17 protein-coding genes and 1 riboswitch are annotated in these 22,527 nt (G+C 55.4%); of the genes, 3 read left to right on the top strand and 14 right to left on the bottom strand.

The window, feature by feature from the left end:
• Positions 1-31: 31 nt before the first annotated feature.
• Positions 32-2,413 (bottom strand): LPS assembly protein LptD, encoded by a 2,382-nt coding sequence (gene lptD / locus WH298_RS13020; RefSeq protein ID WP_238344431.1) that lies wholly within the window; start codon positions 2,411-2,413, stop codon positions 32-34.
• Positions 2,414-2,595: 182 nt separating this feature from the next.
• Here lptD and djlA point away from each other — a divergent pair, with 182 nt between their 5' ends.
• Positions 2,596-3,408 (top strand): co-chaperone DjlA, encoded by an 813-nt coding sequence (gene djlA, locus WH298_RS13025; RefSeq protein WP_007884983.1) that lies wholly within the window; start codon positions 2,596-2,598, stop codon positions 3,406-3,408.
• 145 nt (positions 3,409-3,553) lie between these two features.
• On the opposite strand, the gene rluA is transcribed toward djlA, so the two are convergent.
• From rluA to polB, 3 genes are all read right to left on the bottom strand, one after another.
• Positions 3,554-4,213, bottom strand: coding sequence for a bifunctional tRNA pseudouridine(32) synthase/23S rRNA pseudouridine(746) synthase RluA (gene rluA, locus WH298_RS13030; RefSeq protein ID WP_049851436.1), 660 nt, complete (start codon positions 4,211-4,213; stop codon positions 3,554-3,556).
• Between the two features lie 19 nt (positions 4,214-4,232).
• On the bottom strand, positions 4,233-7,139 hold the full coding sequence (gene rapA / locus WH298_RS13035; RefSeq protein WP_180823040.1) for an RNA polymerase-associated protein RapA: 2,907 nt from the start codon (positions 7,137-7,139) through the stop codon (positions 4,233-4,235).
• Between the two features lie 152 nt (positions 7,140-7,291).
• Positions 7,292-9,652, bottom strand: a complete 2,361-nt coding sequence (gene polB, locus WH298_RS13040; RefSeq protein WP_180823041.1) for a DNA polymerase II — start codon at positions 9,650-9,652, stop codon at positions 7,292-7,294.
• A 228-nt stretch (positions 9,653-9,880) separates the two neighbouring features.
• Between polB and WH298_RS13045 the strand changes: the two genes are divergently transcribed.
• Positions 9,881-10,645, top strand: coding sequence for a DedA family protein (locus tag WH298_RS13045; RefSeq protein ID WP_007884988.1), 765 nt, complete (start codon positions 9,881-9,883; stop codon positions 10,643-10,645).
• Here the strand turns inward: WH298_RS13045 and thiQ are convergent.
• The 5 genes from thiQ to WH298_RS13070 all read right to left on the bottom strand — a co-directional run bounded on the left by thiQ (position 10,642) and on the right by WH298_RS13070 (position 16,045).
• Entirely contained in the window at positions 10,642-11,343 is a 702-nt protein-coding gene (gene thiQ, locus WH298_RS13050) for a thiamine ABC transporter ATP-binding protein ThiQ (protein ID WP_180823042.1), read from the bottom strand. The genes WH298_RS13045 and thiQ overlap by 4 nt on opposite strands.
• Positions 11,327-12,913: a thiamine/thiamine pyrophosphate ABC transporter permease ThiP gene (gene thiP / locus WH298_RS13055; RefSeq protein WP_180823043.1), complete on the bottom strand. Its 1,587-nt coding sequence runs from the start codon at positions 12,911-12,913 to the stop codon at positions 11,327-11,329. Before thiP ends, thiQ begins: the two co-directional genes overlap by 17 nt.
• Entirely contained in the window at positions 12,913-13,899 is a 987-nt protein-coding gene (gene thiB / locus WH298_RS13060) for a thiamine ABC transporter substrate binding subunit (RefSeq protein WP_180823044.1), read from the bottom strand. The genes thiP and thiB overlap by 1 nt, the downstream gene beginning before the upstream one ends.
• A 46-nt stretch (positions 13,900-13,945) precedes the next feature.
• A riboswitch (TPP riboswitch) is annotated at positions 13,946-14,040 on the bottom strand.
• 112 nt (positions 14,041-14,152) lie between these two features.
• Positions 14,153-15,814 (bottom strand): HTH-type transcriptional regulator SgrR, encoded by a 1,662-nt coding sequence (gene sgrR / locus WH298_RS13065; RefSeq protein WP_180823045.1) that lies wholly within the window; start codon positions 15,812-15,814, stop codon positions 14,153-14,155.
• 87 nt (positions 15,815-15,901) lie between these two features.
• Positions 15,902-16,045 (bottom strand): hypothetical protein, encoded by a 144-nt coding sequence (locus tag WH298_RS13070; RefSeq protein WP_180823046.1) that lies wholly within the window; start codon positions 16,043-16,045, stop codon positions 15,902-15,904.
• Positions 16,046-16,070: 25 nt separating this feature from the next.
• Here WH298_RS13070 and WH298_RS13075 point away from each other — a divergent pair, with 25 nt between their 5' ends.
• Entirely contained in the window at positions 16,071-17,258 is a 1,188-nt protein-coding gene (locus WH298_RS13075; RefSeq protein ID WP_180823047.1) for an MFS transporter, read from the top strand.
• Positions 17,259-17,294: 36 nt separating this feature from the next.
• On the opposite strand, the gene leuD is transcribed toward WH298_RS13075, so the two are convergent.
• The 5 genes from leuD to leuL form a co-directional block, all read right to left on the bottom strand.
• Entirely contained in the window at positions 17,295-17,900 is a 606-nt protein-coding gene (gene leuD, locus WH298_RS13080; RefSeq protein ID WP_007885001.1) for a 3-isopropylmalate dehydratase small subunit, read from the bottom strand.
• A gap of 3 nt (positions 17,901-17,903) precedes the next feature.
• Complete coding sequence (gene leuC, locus WH298_RS13085; protein WP_180823048.1) at positions 17,904-19,310, bottom strand: 3-isopropylmalate dehydratase large subunit; 1,407 nt, start codon at positions 19,308-19,310, stop codon at positions 17,904-17,906.
• Positions 19,311-19,314: 4 nt separating this feature from the next.
• A complete protein-coding gene (leuB, locus tag WH298_RS13090) occupies positions 19,315-20,406 on the bottom strand; it encodes a 3-isopropylmalate dehydrogenase (protein WP_007885003.1) in 1,092 nt (363 codons plus the stop codon).
• A gap of 2 nt (positions 20,407-20,408) precedes the next feature.
• On the bottom strand, positions 20,409-21,971 hold the full coding sequence (gene leuA, locus WH298_RS13095; protein WP_007885009.1) for a 2-isopropylmalate synthase: 1,563 nt from the start codon (positions 21,969-21,971) through the stop codon (positions 20,409-20,411).
• Between the two features lie 93 nt (positions 21,972-22,064).
• Positions 22,065-22,148, bottom strand: a complete 84-nt coding sequence (leuL, locus tag WH298_RS23710; protein ID WP_099686952.1) for a leu operon leader peptide — start codon at positions 22,146-22,148, stop codon at positions 22,065-22,067.
• Between the last annotated feature and the right edge of the window lie 379 nt (positions 22,149-22,527).

Raw genomic sequence — 22,527 nt, forward strand, 5'->3', positions numbered from 1 at the left:
ACTGCGGGATAGCCTGTCAAACATCACAACATCAGAAAGCGCGCTGGTAAGGGATGATGCCCTGACGCAGCATTTGATTGGTGCCTAAGCCATAGTTGGAACTCAGACCACGCAGCTCAATGTTGAATGAGATTTGGTTGTCATACTTACTGTCGTTGTTTTCCCAACCGTTGATCTTGCGTTCGTAACCCAGACGAATGGCATAGCAGCACGAGCTGTACTGCAGTCCGACCATTTGTTCAGCAGGACGGCTGTTGCGCGTATCGTAGTAGTAACCGCCCACCAGTGACCAGGCATCTGCAATCGGCCAGCTGGCAGTGGTACCCACCTGTGAAATCCCGTTCTCATAAATCTTGGCGTAGTTAGGGTTATTCACTAAGGAGTTGTTACTCAATGCCTGAGCGACATACTCTGGGCTACTGTAGCGATAACTCAGCTGCACCATACGATCGGCATCCTGACGATACTCAATCACCGCATTACCCTGCGACACGTTATCGAGGCGAGTGTCGTATTGTAAACCGCCACGTGCGCCCCAACGATCGCTGATTTTCCAGTAGGTGTCGCCGGCCCAAACGAGGCTACCGGTGTCATCTTCTTTGCTGGTCTGGTTTACGCCAGTACGGGATGGGGTAAACGAGTAGATTTGACCCACAGAAACGTTAAAACGTTCAACCAGATCGTTATCATAAATACGCGAGGTTACACCGGTTGCGACTTCATTGGCTGAAGCGATACGATCCAAGCCGCTGTAAGTACGATCGCGGAATAAACCGGTGTAGTCGGTTTGCAGTAGCGTTGAGTCGTAGGGATAAATGTTGCTCTGGTTGCGATAAGGCACATACAGGTACTGTACGCGCGGTTCCAGGGTTTGTGTGTAGCCTTGTTCCCAATCCATATCGCGGTCAAACACCATGCGACCATCAATTTTAAATTGCGGCAATGTGCGATTAACCGAGTTTTCCAGCTGATTGGCACGTGAAGTACTCAAAGAGTTGTAATACTCAACGTCATCTTGCTGATAATGGGTTGCGAGCAGTTTTGCTTCGGTATCCAGGCTCGCCCAGCCATTGGACAAGGGCAGATTCAGCGTAGGTTCGATATGCAAACGCGTGGTTTCAGGCATACGATCATTCACGTTAGTGAACTTCACCGCTTGCGCAAAGATACGCCCATCAAACGGCCCTATATCGTTTTTATAGTAGTTCAGATCGAGTTGCGGTAACGCGCTATAGACGTTGCGGCTGCTGGTGCTACCAAAGATTTGGAAATCTTTTGAAGACAGCGTGGCATCCCAATTGGTGTCGGCATAGCCCACGCTGAATTTCTGCGTGGCGTAGCCATCCGAGGAGCTGTAATACTTCGAATCGAGATCGTTAAAGTAATAGGGATCGCTTACTTTTGTGTAGTTGGCACTGAAGCGCCAATGCTGCTCATAAACGCCCGCATGACGCCAGAAGAAAAGCCAGCGTTTATCGCTGGCATCGTTTGCCACCAGCGGACGCGAGGATTTATCTTCGTTGTACTGCTTATCCGATGCGAGATAATCCAGCTCCATCAAGCCAGCACCAAACGTTGTCAGATAGCGGAATTCGTTCTGCAATTGCAGACCGCGTTTTTCCATATAATGCGGTGTAATAGTGGCATCGGCCTGCGGCGCAATGTTCCAGTAGTACGGCAGCATGAATTCGAAGCCGTTATTGCTACCGTACTTCGCATTCGGGATCAGGAAACCGGAACGGCGACGATCGCCAATCGGCAGCTGCAAATAGGGGCTGTAGAACACTGGCACATTGCCGAGTTTAAAGCGGGCGTTCCAGATTTCCGCGACTTCTTCTTCGCGGTCCTGAATCACTTCGGAACCGACCACGCTCCAGCTGTTGGAACCCGGCAAGCAGGAAGTGAAGCTGCCGTTTTCCAGAATGGTGTAACGATTGTTACCGCGTAGCTTCATTTGATCGGCATCGCCGCGGCCCTGGCGGCCAACCATCTGATAATCACCATTCCACACGTTGGTGTCTTTGGTGTTCAGGTTTGACCAGGCTTTCGGACCTTTGAGGATGACCTGGTTGTCGTCATAGTGCACATTACCCAGCGCATCCACGGTGCGAACCGGCGTGGTTTGCCCATCTTGCGGACGCTGATGCAGTTGCATCTCGTCAGCGCGCAAGCGGCTATTGCCCTGTTGCACATCGACGTTGCCAGTGAACACCGCGTCATTCGGATAATTGCCTTTGGCTGAATCAGAATTGATGGTGACCGGCAGCGAATTGGTATCGCCATTAACCAGCGGGCGGTTGTAGCTCGGCACGCCCAGCATGCACTGCGACATCAGATCGTCGGCAAGTGATGACTGGCTATAAAGCGCTGCACCAATCATGGTAGCCAGCAAGGTAGGTATACGTTTTTTCATACGCGGTTTCGATAATTCCATGAAAACTGGCATCATGCCGACAATCCGGTCAGAGACTAACTTACTGCCCGGCGTTGCGCCAGTGTTAATCCTTTTCTGTCCGCGTTGCCGTTAGGCGCTGAGATAAATGACAGGTATGATAATGCAATTTTCAGCCGCAAGCATGGCGAATTGAGGAGTTTATGCGCTACTGGGGAAAAGTAATTGGTCTGGCGCTCGGTATATTTTCCGGGGCGGGCTTTTGGGGCATTGTACTGGGTCTGATCATTGGTCACATGTTTGACAAAGTGCGCAGCGTAAAAGGGCAGGGATATTTCGCCAATAACCAGGCGCGACAGACACTGTTTTTCAGTACCACCTTCCAGGTGATGGGCCATTTGACCAAGTCAAAAGGGCGCGTGACCGAAGCGGATATCCAGATTGCTTCCTTATTTATGGATCGTATGCAGCTGCATGGTGATGCGCGCAGCGCTGCACAGCGTGCGTTTCGTGAAGGCAAGCAGAGCGACTATCCGCTGCGCAATAAACTGCGCGAGCTACGCAGCGCCTGTTTTGGCCGTTTCGATCTGATTCGTATGTTTCTGGAAATCCAGATCCAGGCCGCTTTCGCCGATGGTTCACTGCATCCCAACGAACGTCAGGTGCTGTATGTCATTGCGGAAGAGCTAGGCATCTCGCGCGCGCAGTTCGATCAGTTCCTGCGCATGATGGAGGGCGGGCAGCAGTTTGGCGGCGGCGGTTCTTCCTACGGCGGTGCGTATCAGCAGACCCAACGCGGGCCCACGCTGGAAGATGCCTGTAGCGTGCTGGGCGTGAAAAGCAGCGATGATAGCACCACCATCAAACGCGCTTATCGTAAGCTAATGAGCGAGCATCATCCTGATAAATTGGTGGCGAAAGGATTACCGCCAGAGATGATGGAGATGGCGAAACAGAAAGCGCAGGAAATCCAGGCGGCTTACGATTTGATTCGTAAGGAGAAGGGGTTTAAGTAAGTTTGCTTTTCCCTCACACTAGCCCTCTCCCGCAAGCGGGCGAGGGAACCGTTTATTGCGATGTTAAGGTTCTGTGCTTTATCTGCAAATCCACTCACCCCAACCCTCTACCGCGTGCGGGCGAGGGTTGGGGTGAGGGAAGAAACTAAAACTCCGCCGGCTGCCTAAACGTCATGCTGTTACCAAACGCCGGATGGGTAATCGTCAGAGATTCGGCATGCAGCTGCAAACGCGGGGCCATCGCCAGCGCCTCTTGGTGCGCATAAAAGCGGTCACCGAGAATCGGATGCCCCAGCGCCAGCAGATGTACACGCAGCTGATGTGAACGTCCGGTAATCGGCTTCAGCTTGATGCGCGCGCTGTGAGTCGCTTCGTACTCCAGCACCTGATACTCCGTTTGCGCCGCCTTGCCGTTCTCGAAACACACCATCTGCTTCGGCCGATTCGGCCAGTCGCAAATCAGCGGCAGATCGATTAACCCTTCTTCTGCCGCCGGATGTCCCCAAACACGCGCCACATAATACTTAGAGGGCTCGCGCTCACGAAACTGGCGCTTGAGTTCACGCTCTGCCGCTTTATTCAGGGCCACGATTATCACGCCGCTGGTGGCCATATCAAGACGATGCACCGATTCCGCCTGCGGGAAATCACGCTGGATGCGCGTCATCACGCTATCCTTGTGCTCCTCAAGACGGCCCGGCACTGACAGCAACCCGCTCGGTTTATTCACCACCATAATGTGCTCGTCCTGATAGAGAATATGCAGCCAGGGCTCGAGCGGCGGGTTGTAGGCTTCCATCAGCATGATGTCGCGGTCCTGAACATTATTGGTGCGTCACGACGATCAGGCGCAGCGCATCAAGACGCCAGCCCGCATCGCCCAGGCTTTCCAGCACCTGCTCGCGATTGCTTTCCAGCGCTTCGACCTCATCATCACGGATGTTGGGGTTAACAGCGCGCAGCGCTTCGAGGCGTGACAGTTCTGAACCCAGCTTCTCTTCGGCTTCGACTTTCGCCGCCGCGATAATCGCCTGCGCTTCCGGCACAATCACTTTTTCCGCCTGGGTTAGAATCTCGTGCACATCTTGCTGCACGGCATTCACCAGCTTGCTGCCAGTATGACGATTCACCGCATTGAGCTGACGGTTAAAGCTTTCAAACTCGACCTTGCCAGCCAAATTGTTACCGGCACGATCCATCAGCAAACGCACCGGGGTTGGCGGTAAGAAGCGGGTGAGCTGCAGGCTTTTCGGCGCTTGCGCTTCAACCACATAGATCATCTCCACCAGCAGCGTACCTACCGGCAGCGCCTTGTTCTTCAGCAGCGACAGCGCGCAGCTGCCGGTATCGCCGGAAAGAATCAGATCGAGACCATTAAGAATCAGCGGGTGTTCCCAGGTGATGAACTGCGTGTCTTCGCGTGACAGCGCCTGATTACGGTTGAAGGTTACGGTACAACCGTCCTCCGGCAGGCCAGGGAAATCGGGCACCAGCATGTGATCGGATGGCGTCAGCACAATCAGGCTGTCGCTGCGATCTTCCTGGTTGATGCCGACGATATCGAACAGGTTCAGCGCGAAGTTAACCAGATCGGTATCATTATCCTGTTCGCCGATGGCATTCGCCAACGCTTGTGCCGCTTCGCCACCGTTGGAGTTGAGTTCCAGCAGGCGGTCGCGCCCCTGTTCCAGCTGCAATTTCAGCGCATCATGCTGCTTGCGGCTCTCGGTGATGAACGCATCCAGCCCCTGCGGGTTTTCCGGTGCGGCGAGGTATTCAATCAGCTGCTTGTACTCGTTGTCATAGATCGCGCGGCCGGTTGGACAGGTATGCTCAAACGCGTCCAGACCTTCGTGATACCAGCGCAGCAGCACTGCCTGGGCGGTTTTTTCCAGCCACGGCACCAGAATCTGGATGTCATGCATTTGGCCGATACGATCGAGACGACCGATACGCTGTTCCAGTAGATCCGGGTTGAACGGCAGATCGAACATCACCAGACGGCTGGCGAACTGGAAGTTACGACCTTCTGAACCGATTTCCGAGCACAGCAACACCTGCGCGCCATCCTCTTCGGAGGCGAAGAAGGCGGCTGCACGGTCGCGTTCAATGATCGACAAACCTTCGTGGAATACAGCCGCGCGAATACCTTCACGCTCACGCAGTACCTGCTCCAGCTGCAGTGCGGTGGCCGCTTTGGCGCAAATCACCAGCACTTTCTCTTTGCGGTTGCTGGTGAGATAGCCCATCAGCCACTCAACGCGGGGATCGAAGTTCCACCAGGTGCCGCTATCGCCTTCGAATTCCTGATAAATCTGCTCGGGATACAGCATGTCGCGCGCGCGCTCTTCTGCGCTTTTGCGCGTGCCCATGATGCCGGAGACTTTAATGGCGGTCTGATACTGTGCCGGCAGCGGCAGGCGAATTTGGTGCAGCTCGCGTTTCGGGAAGCCTTTTACACCGTTTCGGGTGTTACGGAACAGCACGCGGCTGGTGCCGTGACGATCCATCAGCATTGAGACCAGCTCTTTACGCGCATCCTCTTTGCCGTCGCGATCGCTATTGGCCACTTGCAGCAGCGGCTCAATATCCTGCTCACCGATCAAATCGTTGATCAGATTCATTTCATCTTTGCTGATGGCGTGATCGGCCAGCAGCGAGCTGACGGCATCTGCCACCGGGCGATAATGCTGCTGCTCTTCAACGAACTGGCCAAAATCGTGGAAGCGATTCGGATCGAGCAGGCGCAGACGGGCAAAGTGGCTCTCTAAGCCCAGCTGTTCCGGCGTTGCGGTCAGCAGCAGCACGCCAGCTGTTTTCTCTGCCAGCTGCTCGATGACCTGATATTCACGGCTCGGCGCGTCTTCGCTCCACGCGAGGTGGTGCGCTTCATCGACCACCAGCAGATCCCATTCGGCGTCCGCCAGCAGTTCAAGACGCTGTTTATTACGGCGTACAAAGTCGAGCGAACAGATAATTAACTGCTCGGTTTCAAAAGCGTTATCGCTGTCATGCTGGGCTTCGGTATAGCGATCGTCATCAAACAGCGCAAAGCGCAGGTTAAAGCGACGCAGCATCTCTACCAGCCACTGATGTTGCAGCGTTTCCGGCACCACAATCAGCACGCGTTCGGCGCGACCGGCCAGCAGCTGTTGCTGGATGATCATCCCGGCTTCAATGGTTTTACCCAGGCCCACTTCGTCCGCCAGCAGGACGCGCGGCGCATGGCGACGGCCAACATCGTGCGCGATGTGCAGCTGATGCGGGATCAGATTGGTGCGCATACCGCGCAGGCCGCTGATCGGCAAACGATATTGCTCACTATGATATTTACGCGCACGAAAACGCAGCGCAAAGCGATCCATACGGTCTAGCTGACCGGCGAACAAGCGATCCTGCGGCTTGCTGAACACCAGTTTGCTGTCCAGCATCACTTCACGCATCACCACATCGGTTTCTTCGTTATCGAGACGCGTGCCGATGTAAGTCATTAACTCGTTTTCGTTGCGGACTTCATCGACGCACATCTGCCAGCCTTCATGGCTGGTGATGGTGTCACCCGGATTGAAAATTACACGGGTAACCGGAGCATCATTTCGTGCATACAGGCGGTTTTCGCCGGTTGCCGGAAACAGCATGGTAATCATACGCGTATCAATCGCGACAACCGTGCCCAGTCCCAGTTCACTTTCCGTATCACTAATCCAGCGCTGACCCAGTGTAAAAACCATATATTTTTTGCTCGACTCTCTTACATGCCATAAAGAAGTTCACCTGCACTCAGGCAATACGCAACCGCCAAACGGGTGTTTGGTCAGATTGTGTGTGCGGTGAGAATCAGGAAGGGCGCTATGGTACTGGATGGCAAGGCATTCGTCACCTGTCAAAAAAGCCCCAGTTGCCCAGTAATCAGTGTAGCAAAGTCATCACCGACGAACGGTAAAATGCCATCAGCCACCGGTTGTAGCTGTTTGCTAACGTAGTGATCGTAGTCCAGCGGCGTATTGCGTGCCTCCAGCGGTTCAGGGCCAGAGGTGGCCATCACATAGCGAATTGAGCCGCCGTTCTGGTATTGCAACGGCCGCTGTAGTTTACGATTTTGCTCATCGGCAAGGCGTGCGGCGCGCACGTGGGGCGGCACATTGCGTTCGTAATCTTTCAGCGCCCGACGTAGCCGTTTTTTGTAGATCAGTTGCTCATCGAGCTCGCCCGCCAGCAGCTGTGCCACCGTCTCGCGAATATAATCCTGCCACGGCTCACCGCGGAATATACGACCATACAGGTTTTGCTGGAACTGCTGCGCCAGCGGTGTCCAGTCGGTACGCACGGATTCAAGTCCTTTAAACACCAGCCGCTCGCCGCCGTCGCTGCGGATCATTCCGGCATAACGTTTTTTACTGCCCTGTTCGGCACCGCGAATCGTCGGCATCAGGAAGCGGCTAAAGTGCGTTTCATACTCCAGCTCCAGCGCGCTCGCCAGTCCATAAGTCGCTTGCAGATGCTGTTGCCACCAGCCGTTGACGTGCTCGGCCAGGCGGCGACCAATCGCCGTCGCATCTTCTTCGCTGTGCGCGCCTTTTAGCCAGACAAAGGTGGAATCGGTGTCGCCATAAATAACGTCAAAGCCTTCCGCTTCAATCAGATCGCGCGTTTGCTGCATGATGGCGTGGCCACGCAGTGTAATTGACGACGCCAAACGCGGATCGAAAAAGCGGCAGGCGCTAGTACCGAGCACGCCGTAAAAGGCGTTCATAATAATTTTCAGCGCCTGCGACAGCGGTTTATTGCCGTCGCGCTTGGCGGCTTCACGTCCTTGCCAAATCTGCTCAACGATTGCCGGTAAGCAGTGCGTGTCACGGGAAAAACGTGCATTTCGAAAGCCGGGGACAGAATCGGCATCATCCGGATGCGCCAGACCTTCTACCAGCCCAACCGGATCGATCAGGAAAGTGCGAATAATAGAGGGATAGAGGCTTTTATAATCCAGTACCAGCACCGAGTCGTACAGGCCGGGGCGCGAATCCATTACATAGCCGCCGGGGCTGGCTTCAGGCGCCACTTCGCCGAGATTCGGCGCGACAAAACCAGCGCGGTGCATGCGTGGAATATAGAGATGACCAAACGCCGCCACCGAACCGCCGTGGCGATCCACTGCTAACCCATTTACCGTGGCGCGTTCCAGCAGGAACGGCATGATGGCGGTGTGCTGGAAGATGCGCGTTACCAGCTCGCAATCCTTAAGATTGTATTTCGCCAGCGCCGGTTTATCGTTGGCAAAGCGCCAGTTGATCTCCTCCATGCGCTGCCATGGATTATTGATGGCTTTGCCTTCACCCAGCAGCTGGCGCGAGACCGCTTCAAGGCTGAAAGAGGGGAAATCCCAGAAAGCGGATTTGAGCGCGTCAATGCCATCAATAATCAAGCGGCCAGTGGCCTGCGCGAAGAGCACGCCGGGTTTGAAGCCATGCTCGCGCCACTCTAAAGCCTGCTTCTGACGCCCTAAACGCAGCGGAATGCCGTAGCGATCGGCGTGCTTCTGTAATACGCGCAGGTCAAACTGCACCACGTTCCAGCCGATAATCACATCCGGTTCATGTTGCTCGAACCAGGCGTTGAGCTGCTCCAGTAGCTGCGGGCGGCTATCAACATAGATGAGTTCGAAATCGAGGGGGCTGGCGTCGCCGTTGGGCGGACCGAGCATGTAGACCTGACGCTGGCCGCAGCCTTCCAGCCCAATACAATAAAGCTCGCCATGCTGGGTAGTTTCGATATCCAGCGAAACCCATTTCAGCTGTGGACGATAATCAGGATGTGGCTTCAGGCGCGCGTTAACGACGCTGTCACCGCGCGCCTCGCCACTAAACCACACTGGCGCGGTGATAAAGCGTTCCATCAGGTAGCGTTCCGGTGGGCGGATATCGGCTTCATAGACCGGAATGCCGTTCTCGCGCAGACGCTTTTCGAGGTTTTGCAGTTGGCGATTGCTGCGGCAATAGAGGCCAAAAACCGGGCGGCGGCGGAAATCTTTCAGTTCAAGCGTTTGCAAACGAATATGGCGCTCATCGTGCAGCTGCGCTTCGGTTTGCGCACGAAACGCTTCCGGGATAAACGCCACCGATTCCTGAGCAGGCAGCACCAGCCGCTGCGGGCCGCTGTCTGTCGCCAGCCACAGCACCACTTCGCTGCCAGTCGGCGTATCTCGCCAATGTCGGGTAAGCAGAAAACCTGCGCGCGGATCGGTCACGTTAACTCCGGAGAATGAATTACATTCAGTATAACATGGATGTTTATACAGTGTATTTGGATCTCTGGCGTAAGTCCCCGGGAGGTTACACCCATAAGTGACCGGGGCAAGCGAACGCAGCCAACGCACCTACCATTTGAAGGATGACGGAAAAGCCTACAATTCTTGCCTTGACGCTGGCGCACGCGCTCTGGACAATCCAGCCTCTATATTCCGCAGAGGATATTTATGGAAGCCTGGATTCAACACCTGTTTTCGCAATCGCTGGAGTACGCGCTGATCGCCGTTGCGCTGGTGACCTTTCTTGAGTCACTGGCATTCGTGGGATTGCTGTTGCCGGGCACGGTATTAATGGCCAGCCTTGGGGCGCTGGTAGGAAGTGGACAAATTGGCCTTTACCCTGCGTGGGCGGCCGGATTCATCGGCTGTTTAGTCGGCGATTGGGTCTCTTATGGCATCGGCTGGAAGTTTCAGGGTCCGCTGCATCGCTGGAAATATCTGAAAAAATATCAGGGGCTGCTGGATAAAACCGAGCACGCGCTGCATCAACACAGCATGTTCACCATTCTGGTGGGGCGTTTTGTGGGTCCGACGCGTCCGCTGATTCCGTTAGCGGCAGGTATGCTGGAACTGCCGGTGCGCAAGTTCTTGCCACCGAATCTCATTGGCTGCATTCTTTGGCCGCCGGCTTATTTGATGCCGGGCATTCTGGCGGGCGTGGCGATTGATGTACCGCAGGCCGCGCAGGGCGGCAGCTTCAAATGGCTGCTGTTGCTGGTGGCGCTGCTGCTGTGGATCGGTGGCTGGTTGCTGTGGCGCTGGTGGCGCAGTGGGAAAACCGTCGATTGGGCAACCCAGTATCTGCCGACTGCGCGCCTGCGCTGGCTGGCACCGCTGGCGGCAGCGATCGGGCTGGGCGCGTTTATCGCGATCCAGTTCCATCCCATGATGCCGATCTTCCGCCACCTGCTGTGGAAAGTGTTCTTCGCTTAACGCGGTTGCACGCCAAGGATGGCGGCTGCCGTGCTTTCACCCCGAATCAAACTCTCCGTGCTGCCGTCCCAATAGATGCGCCCATCGACGATCACTAAACTGCGCGGCGCAATCTGCTGAGCATCTTCCAGGCTGTGCGAAACCATGAGCAGCGTGATATTGCGCGTTTCACATACCGAACGCACCAGCTGCAGCATCTCACCGCGCAGCGCCGGATCAAGCGCCGAAAACGGCTCATCCAGCAGCAAAATAGGCTGATTGCGCAGCAGGCAACGCGCCAGTGCCACGCGCTGACGCTGGCCACCGGAAAGCTGTCCCGGCAAGCGCGCCAGCAGCTCCTGCAAGCCGGTTTGTTCCGCAATGTCAGTGACTTGTTGTTGCTGCGCGCGCGTCAGTTTCAGGCCAGGATGCAAACCCAGCGCCATGTTCTGCTGCACCGTCAGGTGCGGAAACAGGTTGTTCTCCTGGAACAACATCGACACCGGCCGCGCGGACGGCACGCTATGGGTATGATCCACGCCATTCATCACCAGCGATCCCTGGTTTACCGCTAAAAAGCCGCCAATCAGACTCAGCAAGGTGCTTTTGCCCGCGCCGCTTGGACCAAGGATCGCCAGGCGTTCACCCGCCTGCGCCGCAAAACTGAAGCGCATCGGCAGATGCTGATAAAGGTAAGTGAGGTTATTCAGTGTCAGCATGGCGGCCCGGTAATTTTTCCATCAGCGTAAAGAGGAGCAAGCAGAGTAACAGTAGCAGCAGCGCAGTGACGGCACCGTCCGCGCCGCGATAGGCGCCAATCTGCTGGAAGAGATAGAAGGGCAGCGTGCGGAAATCGGCGCTGCCAAACAGCGCCACCACGCCGAAGTCACCGATCGACAATACGCAGGCAAACGCCAGCGCCTGCGCAATTGGACGTTTCAGCGCGCGCAGCTCAATCAGTCGTAAGCGGTTAAAACCTGAGATGCCGAGTGAGGAACAGAGCTGGCCATAACGGGTGCTGATATCGCGCATGGGATTCTCCAGTACTTTCATCGCATAGGGAATGGCGATCAGCGCATTAGTGAAAATCACTAAGCCATCGGCGCGCTGCGGCAGGCCAACGGTGGCGTTGAACAGCAGGAAAAATCCACTCGCCAGCACAATGCCCGGCATCGCCAGAATCAGCATGCCGCTGAGTTCCATGGCCTGCGCGGCGATCATTTTCTGACGCTGGCGCAGTTCGCGGCTGCTCCAAAGCAGCATCATGGTCAGCACCACACAGAGTACGCCGGCGCCGACCGCGATACGCAGCGAGGTAAAGGTGGCTTGCCACAATGCTGATTGTTGCAACGCACCGGCCACGCCACCACGTAGGCCATCGACCACCACCGCCGCCAGCGGTGGCAACAGTAGCAGCAGCGCCATGCCAATTAACACGGTATCGGTAAAACGCGCATGCCATGAGTCGCGCGGGTCGCGCCAGCCGCGAATGCTCTGGCTGCCAGTGGGAATTGCTTTGCTAAAGCGCTGACTCAGCAGTACCAATAATAAACAACAGCCAAGCTGTAGCAGGGCCAGCAGTGCCGCACGGCCAGGATCATAATCAAAATTCAGCGCCTGATAGATCGCCAGTTCTAGCGTGGTGGCCTGCGGTCCGCCGCCCAGCGCCAGCACGGTGGCGAAGCTGGCGAAGCACAGCATAAAGATCAGTGCCGCTGTAGGCAGAATCTGGCGGCGCAGCCACGGCCACTCCAGCAGTCGAAACAGATTCCAGCCGCGCAGGCCGAGCTGCGCGGCTAATTGTCGCTGCTCGCCTGGGATGCTCTCAAGCGCCTGCAGCAGCATGCGCGTTGCCAGCGGCAGATTAAAGAACACGTGCGCCAGCAGAATGCCCTGCAAACCATACGGGGAAAAGTGGTAGTCGAATCCCAGTGTCGTACACAGTTGTGCCAGCCAGCCGCTGCGGCCGTAAACGCTCAGCAGGCCAAATACCGCCACCAGCACCGGCAGCACCAGCGTCATAGCACACAGACGCAGCAGCAGATTACGACCGGGGAAACGGCGGCGATAGAGCGCGCGTGCCAGCAGGATGGCTGGCAGCACCGACAGCAGCGCCGATAGCAGTGCTTGCTCGAAGGAGAAGGCCAGCACGTGGTGCAGGTAGCTGTCGCTGAGCAGTGCGCGCCAGTCAGTGGCCGGCGCGACCATCACTAAAGCGCCAAAGGCCAGCAGTGCGACCGCGCACAGCAGCAGCGCGGTCGCGCTGCCGGGAATCAACCAGCCAGGCATTAACGGCTAACGGCGCGTTGCCATGCGCTGATCCATGCAGCGCGATGGTCGGCCACTTCCGCTGGCGTGAATTGCAGCGCTTTGGCGGGGACCTGCAGCGATTGATAACCGGCAGGCAACTCGCTTTTAATCACCGGATACATCCAGTTGCCGGTGGGAATGGTCTGCTGGAAAGCCGGCGACACCATAAACTGCATGAACTGTTGCGCCAGCTGTGGCTGTTTGCTGCTGGCCAGCTGCGCGGCAACTTCTACCTGTAAATAGTGGCCTTCGCTAAATTCGGCCGCGGCGTAGTTCTCTTTCTTCTCTTCGATGATGTGGTAAGCCGGAGAGGTGGTGTAACTCAACACCAAATCGCCTTCGCCTTTGAGGAACAGGCCGTAGGCTTCACTCCAGCCTTTGGTGACGGTAACGGTTTTTTTCGCCAGCTTCTGCCACGCATCGGGCGCGTTGTCGCCATAGACTTTCTGCATCCACAGCAGCAGGCCAAGACCCGGCGTGCTGGTGCGCGGATCTTCATAAATCACGCGCCATTTTTCCGGGCTCTCAACCAGCTCCTTCAGGCTTTTAGGCGGATTCTTCAACTTGTTCTTATCGTAGACGAAGGCGAAGTAGCCGTAATCGAACGGGATAAAGGTGTCGTTGTGCCAGCCATCCGGCAGTGTTAACGCTTTGGTATCGACGCTGCTTTTGGCAAACAGGCCGGTTTTCTCCGCTGCCTGCACCAGATTGTTATCGAGGCCCAGCACCACATCGGCTTTGCTGTTTTTGCCTTCCATACGCACACGATTCAGCAGCGACACGCCATCTTCCAGCGCGACGTATTTCAGTTCACAGCCGCACTGCGCTTCAAAGGCTTTTTTGACCGCCGGACCTGGACCCCAATCGGCAGAGAATGAGTCGTAGGTGTAAACCGTCAGAACCGGTTTGGCAGCGAAAACCGGTGCCGCAACCAGCAACAACACAGGCAGAACTTTGTTTAACACTTTGCGCTCCTTGAGGAGAAGATAAGGTTGAGTCGCAAAGGATCTGAGGAGTGGGCATCTCAAATCCCTACGCCGGTATTAGCCGGATCAGGTTCGACGGGTCTTTCTCAGCCACAAAATAAGGCACCCCGTTGAGAACGGCTCATTCTAGACATTTATATGACAGCGCGAAAGGATCACCGGCTGGAAGTCTGGTGCCACGCTTCCCGGTGCGCATGAATGCGCACCTTACAAAACTGCGCCGGCGCGATGTTCACAGCTCCGGAGGCGCAAACCAGGCGGATTTGAAGTCAAACCAGCCGAGCGTATTCAGCCGCACGCCGCGCATGCTGCGTTGCCCCTCCAGCAGCAGCCAATGATGGAAAAGCGGGTGCAGATAGTCGCTGTCGATCAGCTGCTTACTCCACTCCGCCAGCGGTAAAGCTTTCTGCCGCCAGCGCGCCGCGTCGGCTTGCCAGTCAATCGGGATGCAATGATGCATCAAAGGCAGTTCGAACAGCTGAGCAAACAGCGCGTACTCCAGCGGCAGGGTAAAATTGACGCTACCGAGCCAGATATCACTCTCGCCTTCACCCTCGAACCACTCTTCGTAACTGACTTCGCGCGTAATCAACTCAACACCTTGCTGCGCCAGTAACGGACGCAGGGCGTTGGCGATACCTTCATGCTCAACGTGGTTGTTGTACCAGCTGAGCGTGAATTGGGTTAAGCCTGCTGGTTTCTCGGCAGCCGTAAGATCGCGACGATGATGCCAGCGCGGCAGCAGGCCATAGGCCGGGAACCAGTAACGCTGATAGCCGACGCCAGCATGATTAAGCAGGGCGATAGGATTGAATAAATAGCTCACCCAGCGGCGGAAATGCGCATCTTGTCCCAGGTGTGAGCGCTGATCAAACAGGAGGAAATAACAGCCCTCTTCCAGGCGGCTCTCTTCCGATTTCTCATCAGCGTTTTCGCCCTGCAGTTTTACGCCGGCATACACCAGCTCGTCGCTGATCTCCGGCAGCACCCAAATCGATACATCGTCGATCAAGGCGCGATAGCCGAAGTAATCATCAAAGGCGGCAATTTTCAGCTGCGTTTGCTGATTACGCACCACGCTGTAGGGGCCGGTACCAATCGGCTGACGGGCAAAGTGGCGTAGCGTCTGCCATTCGCGTGGCAGGATCATCGCACTGACGCTGGCCAGCAGCCACGGTAGCCAATCGTCCGGCTGGCTTAGGTGAATATCCAGCGTCCAGGGGGCTGGTGAATGCAGCTTTTCGATATGGGAAAACAGCGGTTGACTGCGCACGCGCTCCAGCGAAGCCATCACATCCTCCATTTCCAGTTCGCGGCCATGATGAAAGCGAATCGCCGGGCGCAGGAAAAAGCGCCAATGCAGCGGCGAAGTTTGCTGCCAATGGTGCGCGATATCGGGTTCGATTTCCCCCTTTTCCTCATTTATACGCATCAGGCCGTTGAAAATTTGGCGTGCCAGATGGGTTTCTGAGCGACGCAGCGGCGAACCGGGCAACAGATTGGGCAGCGGACGGTAATAGAGCACGCGCAGAATATGCTTGCCCTGACGGAAGCTGCGGCCTAAATGTGCCGCGATCATCTGTCGGACCTGATTTTTGTCGCCAACCAGCTGGACCAATTGTTCGATGCGATCTTGTTCCAGCAGATCCTCGGCACGCTGCTGTTGCAGCGCCAGCCCGGTATAGCAAAAACTCAGCATCGAACGCTTGCCGCGTCCGGCTTCCGCCTGCCAAATCAGCCAGCCTTCGTTCTGCATGGCGTTGAGTAAATTACGCATGTGACGGCGCGAGCAGTGCAGCAGATCGGCCAGCTCGTTCAGGGTGGTTTCATGGTCCAGCCCCTGACAGCTTTGCCATAAGCGGATGAATTGCTGCTGCAGACGTGAAGAGGACATAAAAGGGGAACTCCTTCTCAGAATCGCTCAGTTTTTCCTGCCTCATATTAGAGGCATACTGCCCGGCAATGGAAGAGCGGGAGGCATTCAGTCATGAATGGCGCTCTGCCAGCGGTTCCGCCAATGTGGAACCTCTTTCTGAGTAGGGTGCATTTTCACCGCCAGCAGCGCTTTATCTGCTGGCTTTTTTCGTTTTGCTGTAGAATCTTCTACCCTCATTTCTCTAGCCATTTTTTATCCGCAAAGGGATTTCTGCATGAAATCGCTGTTAACGCGTCAACGTCGCATCAATCCGGTCTATCTCTCTTTTATGGTGGTGTCGTTTATGACGGGCGTGGCCGGGGCGCTGCAGGCGCCGACGCTGAGTCTATTTTTGACGCGTGAAGTGCAGGTTAGCCCGTTTTGGGTGGGCTTGTTCTTTACCATCAATGCGATAGCCGGCATTGTCATCAGCCTGTTAATGGCGAAGCGATCCGATAATCGAGGCGATCGCCGCAATCTGATTCTTTTCTGCTGCCTGATGGCGACACTTAATGCGCTGCTGTTTGCTTTCAACCGTCACTATTTAACGCTGGTGACGCTGGGGGTGTTTTTGTCTGCGCTGGCCAGCGTGTCGATTCCGCAGGTGTTCGCCCTCGCGCGTGAATATGCCGATCAATCGGCGCGTGAGGTGGTGATGTTCAGCTCGGTAATGCGTGCGCAGCTGTCGCTGGCATGGGTGATTGGGCCGCCGCTGTCGTTTGCGCTGGCGCTCAATTATGGCTTCACCACGTTGTTTTGCGTCGCGGCGGGGATTTTCCTGCTGAGCATGCTGCTGATCTGGCGCACCTTGCCTTCGGTACCGCGCGTGGTGGCGTCGCCTGAAGAGGTGCTGACGCAGCTTAGCCCGTGGAAAGATAGCCAGGTGCGGCTGCTGTTTATCGCCTCCGTCACCATGTGGGCGTGCAACACCATGTATATCATCGATATGCCGCTGTATATCAGCTCAACGCTCGGCCTGCCAGAGAAGCTGGCGGGATTATTAATGGGCACCGCCGCCGGGCTGGAGATTCCGATTATGCTGCTGGCCGGGCATTACGCGCGGCGGTTGGGCAAACGCAAACTGATGCTGCTGGCGCTGGTGGCGGGAATTGTGTTTTATCTCGGACTGGTGATGTTCCAGTCACGTACTGCGCTGATGGTGCTGCAGCTGTTCAATGCGGCATTTATCGGCATCATCGCCGGAATTGGCATGCTGTGGTTCCAGGATTTGATGCCAGGACGGGCAGGCGCGGCAACCACCTTATTCACAACGTCGATTTCCACCGGCATGATTATCGCGGGTATTATTCAGGGCACCATGAGCGAGCGCTTTGGTCATGAGTCGGTTTACTGGCTGGCGTTGGGGTTAGCGGTGCTGGCGCTGGGATTGGAGTCACGCGTGCGGGATGTTCCGCATCGATAGAAAAGAGAAGGGCGACAGAATGTCGCCCTTATTGCCTTAGCGTAAGAACGCGGGCTGATTGGTTTCGTAGCTGGAGATCGACGCTTCATGTTGCAGCGTCAGGCCAATACTGTCGAGGCCGTTGATCATGCAGTGACGGCGGAAGCTGTCGATTTCAAAGCTGTAGGTTTTCTCACCCGCCGTTACCGTCTGCGCTTCCAGATCCACCGTGAAGCTAACGCCCGGCTGCGCGGCGACCAGTTTGAACATCTCATCCACTTCTTCATCGCTCAGCTTCACCGGCAGCAGCTGGTTGTTGAAACTGTTGCCGTAGAAGATGTCCGCGAAGCTTGGTGCGATCACCACATGGAAACCGAAGTCGGTCAGCGCCCAGGGCGCATGCTCACGTGAAGATCCGCAGCCGAAGTTTTCACGCGCCAGCAAAATGCTGGTGCCTTTGAACTCCGGCTTGTTCAGCACGAAGCCGGCGGTGGGGACGGTGCCGGCATCATCTTCAAAACGCCAATCGTGGAACAGATGCGCGCCAAAGCCGGTGCGCGTCACTTTCTGCAAAAACTGCTTCGGAATAATGGCATCGGTATCGACGTTAGCCGCATCCAGTGGCGCAACAATGCCGGTGTGTTGAGTAAATTTGTTTGCCATGGCTTAAGCTCCCTGAGTCAATTCACGAATGTCGGCAAAGCGACCGGTTACGGCAGCCGCCGCGGCCATCGCCGGGCTGACCAGGTGAGTACGTCCACCACGGCCCTGACGACCTTCAAAGTTACGGTTGCTGGTGGATGCACAACGCTCGCCTGGATTCAGGCGGTCATTGTTCATTGCCAGGCACATGGAGCAGCCCGGCAAGCGCCATTCAAAACCGGCTTCGAGGAAGATTTTATCCAGACCTTCGGCTTCGGCCTGCGCTTTCACTGGACCCGAACCTGGCACCACCATCGCTACTACGCCTGGCGCCACTTTGCGACCTTTAGCAATGGCGGCAGCGGCGCGCAGATCTTCAATGCGTGAGTTGGTGCAGGAGCCGATAAACACTTTATCGATCGCCACGTCAGTCAGTTTAATGCCCGGCTGCAGATCCATGTAAGCCAGCGCTTTCTCGGCCGAGGCGCGCTCAACCGGATCGGCAAACGATTGTGGATTCGGGATCGCTTGATCCACCGCCATCACCTGGCCAGGGTTGGTGCCCCAGGTAACTTGCGGAGCGATATCTTCCGCGTGCAGCGTGACGATGCTATCGAATTTGGCATCGCTGTCGGATTTCAGCGTGCGCCAGTAAGCAACCGCCTGTTCCCACTGCTCGCCCTTCGGTGCGAACTGTTTGTCTTTCAGGTAGTTGAAGGTGGTGTCATCCGGTGCGACCAGGCCCGCTTTGGCACCCATCTCAATCGCCATATTACACAGCGTCATGCGGCCTTCCATGCTCAGCGCTTCAATCGCTGGGCCACAGAATTCAACAACGTGACCGGTACCGCCAGCGCTGCCGGTTTTACCAATGATCGCTAACACGATGTCTTTAGCGGTAATGCCCGGCGCCGCTTCGCCCAGCACTTCAATCTTCATGGTTTTCGCACGGCCCTGTTTCAGGGTTTGCGTGGCAAACACATGCTCAACTTCAGAGGTACCGATACCGAACGCCAGCGAACCGAACGCGCCGTGGGTGGCGGTGTGGGAGTCGCCGCAGACAATAGTCATGCCCGGCAGCGTCATGCCTTGTTCCGGCCCAATCACGTGCACGATGCCCTGGAACGGGTGATTCAGGTCATACAGCTGAATGCCGAATTCAGCACAGTTCTTGATCAGCTCCTGCATCTGAATACGTGCCATCTCGCCAGACGCATTGATGTCTTTGGTCTGGGTCGAAACGTTATGGTCCATGGTGGCAAAGGTTTTTGACGGTTGACGCACTTTGCGGCCGTGCGCACGCAAGCCATCAAAGGCCTGCGGTGACGTCACTTCATGGATCAAATGGCGATCGATATACAGTAACGGAGTTTCTTTTGGCGCTTCGTGAACGACATGTGCATCAAATAACTTCTGGTATAAGCTTTTCATTTTATTATTTTTCCTCGGCGATAAAACCGGCAATGATGCTGCCCATTTCATCTGTGCTCACGGCTTTGCCGTCACCGGCTAAATCACGGGTGCGATAACCCGCTTCCAACGCGCGGCTCACGGCGCGTTCAATGCTAGCGGCAGCGTCATCCGCATTCAGGCTATAACGCAGCAGCAGTGACAACGACAGAATCTGGGCAATCGGGTTGGCAATATTCTGACCGGCGATATCCGGTGCAGAACCGCCCGCAGGCTCAAACAGGCCGAAACCTTCTTCATTCAGGCTGGCGGAAGGCAACAAGCCCATGGAACCGGTAATCATCGCGCATTCATCAGACAGGATGTCGCCGAACAGGTTAGAACACAGCAGCACATCAAACTGTGATGGATCTTTAATCAGCTGCATGGTGGCGTTATCGATGTACATGTGGCTCAGCTGCACATCCGGGTAATCTTTTGCCACTTCATTGACTATTTCGCGCCACATGACCGACGTCTGCAAGACGTTGGCTTTATCGATTGAGGTGACGATATTGCGACGTTTGCGGGCAGATTCAAAGGCGATGCGGGCGATGCGCTCGATTTCAAAGCGGTGATAAACCTCGGTGTCAAAGGCGCGCTCATGCGGGCCGCTGCCTTCGCGACCTTTCGGCTGACCGAAGTAGATGCCGCCAGTCAGTTCACGCACGCACAGGATATCGAAACCACGCTCGGCGATATCGCTGCGCAGCGGGCAAAAAGCTTCTAAACCTTTATACAGCGCGGCGGGGCGCAGGTTACTGAACAGCTTGAAGTGCTTACGCAGCGGCAGTAGCGCACCGCGCTCTGGCTGCTGAGCAGGTGGCAGATGTTCCCATTTCGGGCCACCTACCGAGCCAAACAGAATCGCATCTGCTTGTTCTGCGCCGGCAACGGTGGCCGGTGGCAACGGTTCACCATGACGATCGATGGCGATACCGCCAACATCATATTCGCTGGTGGTGATACGCATGTCGAAACGCGTACGAATTGCGTCGAGAACCTTCATGGCCTGCGCCATCACTTCCGGACCAATTCCGTCGCCTGGCAATACCGCGATATGAGAAGACTTAGACATAGTTACACCGTTTCCTTCTGATCTTTAAATTTACGCTGCAGTTCTTTTTCCACCTGCTTAGCACGCCAAATATTGTTCAACGCATTTACCATCGCTTTAGCGGATGATTCGACGATATCGGTCGCCAGGCCAACGCCGTGGAATTTACGGCCGTTGTAGTTGACGACGATATCTACCTGACCCAGCGCGTTCTCGCCGTGGCCTTTCGCGGTCAACTTGTAGTTCATCAGTTCAGCTTCAAAGCCGGTGATGCGGTTGATAGCCTGGTAAACGGCATCAACCGGGCCATTACCGGTAGCGGCATCGGCTTTGGTCTCTTCGCCACAGCCCAACTGCACAGACGCGGTGGCGGTGACGCTGGAACCTGTCTGCACGTTGAATTCGTTCAGCTGGAAGTATTCCGGCTCTTCATTCTGTTTGTTGATGAAGGCCAACGCTTCCAGGTCGTAATCGAAGACCTGACCTTTCTTATCAGCCAGTTTGAGGAAGGCATCGTACAAGGTGTCCAGATTGTAATCGGACTCTTTGTAACCCATCTCTTCCATGCGATGTTTGACGGCGGCGCGGCCCGAGCGTGAGGTCAGATTCAGCTGGATTTTGTGCAGGCCGATAGATTCTGGCGTCAGGATTTCGTAGTTTTCACGATTCTTCAGCACGCCATCCTGGTGAATACCGGATGAGTGGGCGAAGGCGTTAGAACCAACTACCGCTTTGTTAGCCGGAATCGGCATGTTGCAGATTTGGCTTACCGTTTGGCTGGTACGGTAGATTTCCTGATGATTGATATTGGTGTGCACGTTCATAATCTGCTGGCGGGTTTTAATCGCCATGATCACTTCTTCCAACGCACAGTTACCCGCGCGCTCGCCCAGACCATTCAACGTACCTTCAACCTGACGCGCACCGGCCAATACCGCGGCGATGGCGTTGCCGGTCGCCATGCCCAAATCATCGTGGGTATGAACAGACAGAATGGCTTTATCAATGTTTGGCACGCGTGCGACCAATTGGCCGATGATGTTGGCGTATTCGCCTGGCAAGGTGTAGCCGACGGTATCGGGGATGTTAATCGTGGTGGCACCAGCATTGATAGCCGCTTCAACCATGCGACACAGATCGTCGATTGGTGTGCGGCCGCCGTCTTCACAGGAGAACTCAACGTCATCGGTATAGTTGCGGGCGCGTTTAATCATGTGTACTGCACGTTCAATCACTTCCGGCAGCGTGCTGCGCAGCTTGGTGGCGATATGCATCGGCGAAGTGGCGATGAAGGTGTGAATACGGAACGCTTCAGCGACACGCAATGATTCGTATGCGGCGTCAATGTCCTTCTCAACGCAGCGTGCCAGTCCGCAGACGCGGCTATTTTTAATGGTACGAGCAATGGTTTGTACGGATTCAAAATCGCCTGGAGAGGAAACCGGGAAGCCCACTTCCATCACATCCACGCCCATACGTTCCAATGCCAGAGCGATCTGCAGTTTTTCTTTAACACTCAGGCTGGCCTGTAAAGCCTGTTCGCCGTCACGCAGAGTGGTATCGAAAATAATAACTTGCTGGCTCATCGTAATCTTCCTTATGCATTAACTTTGCCGGTGCTACGAGCATAAAAAAACCCGCGCATTGGCGCGGGTTTCTTAAACTTCTGCAGGTTCGAATCAGTTATTGATTCCGCCCACGAGTCTACCGCGCAAACTGGATGCGTTTAGTAGTAGACCGAGTAGGCGGAAAGAATGAAACATGAGTCAAACCTCGTAAATTGTGTGCTGCACATATTGGTACTGGAATTGACGTAGCAAGTCAACCCTAAGTGCAAGGGTATTTCAGTCAAGCCAGGAGGGCGATCTGCTGTGATTTTTCAGCTGCGCAGAGCAATGACATAAATTAGCTGCAGGATAAGCAAAACCCTACGCTTAAAAAATACTTTAGAGAATGGATTTTATTTTAATGCGTTGAAATATATTGATTTAGTTAGTTAATGCGCTCTGAATCCAAAACAAGATTTGGCTTGTTGTATAGAGGAATATGATGTGATTAAGCCATTTTAAAGATAATCAAGCCAGAAAGTAATTAGCCCAAAAGATTGTGGACTGAGTGGTCAGGCAATATGAAAATCATATT

The sequence above is a fragment of the Pantoea nemavictus genome (assembly GCF_037479095.1).
GTDB classification, from domain to species: domain Bacteria; phylum Pseudomonadota; class Gammaproteobacteria; order Enterobacterales; family Enterobacteriaceae; genus Pantoea; species Pantoea nemavictus.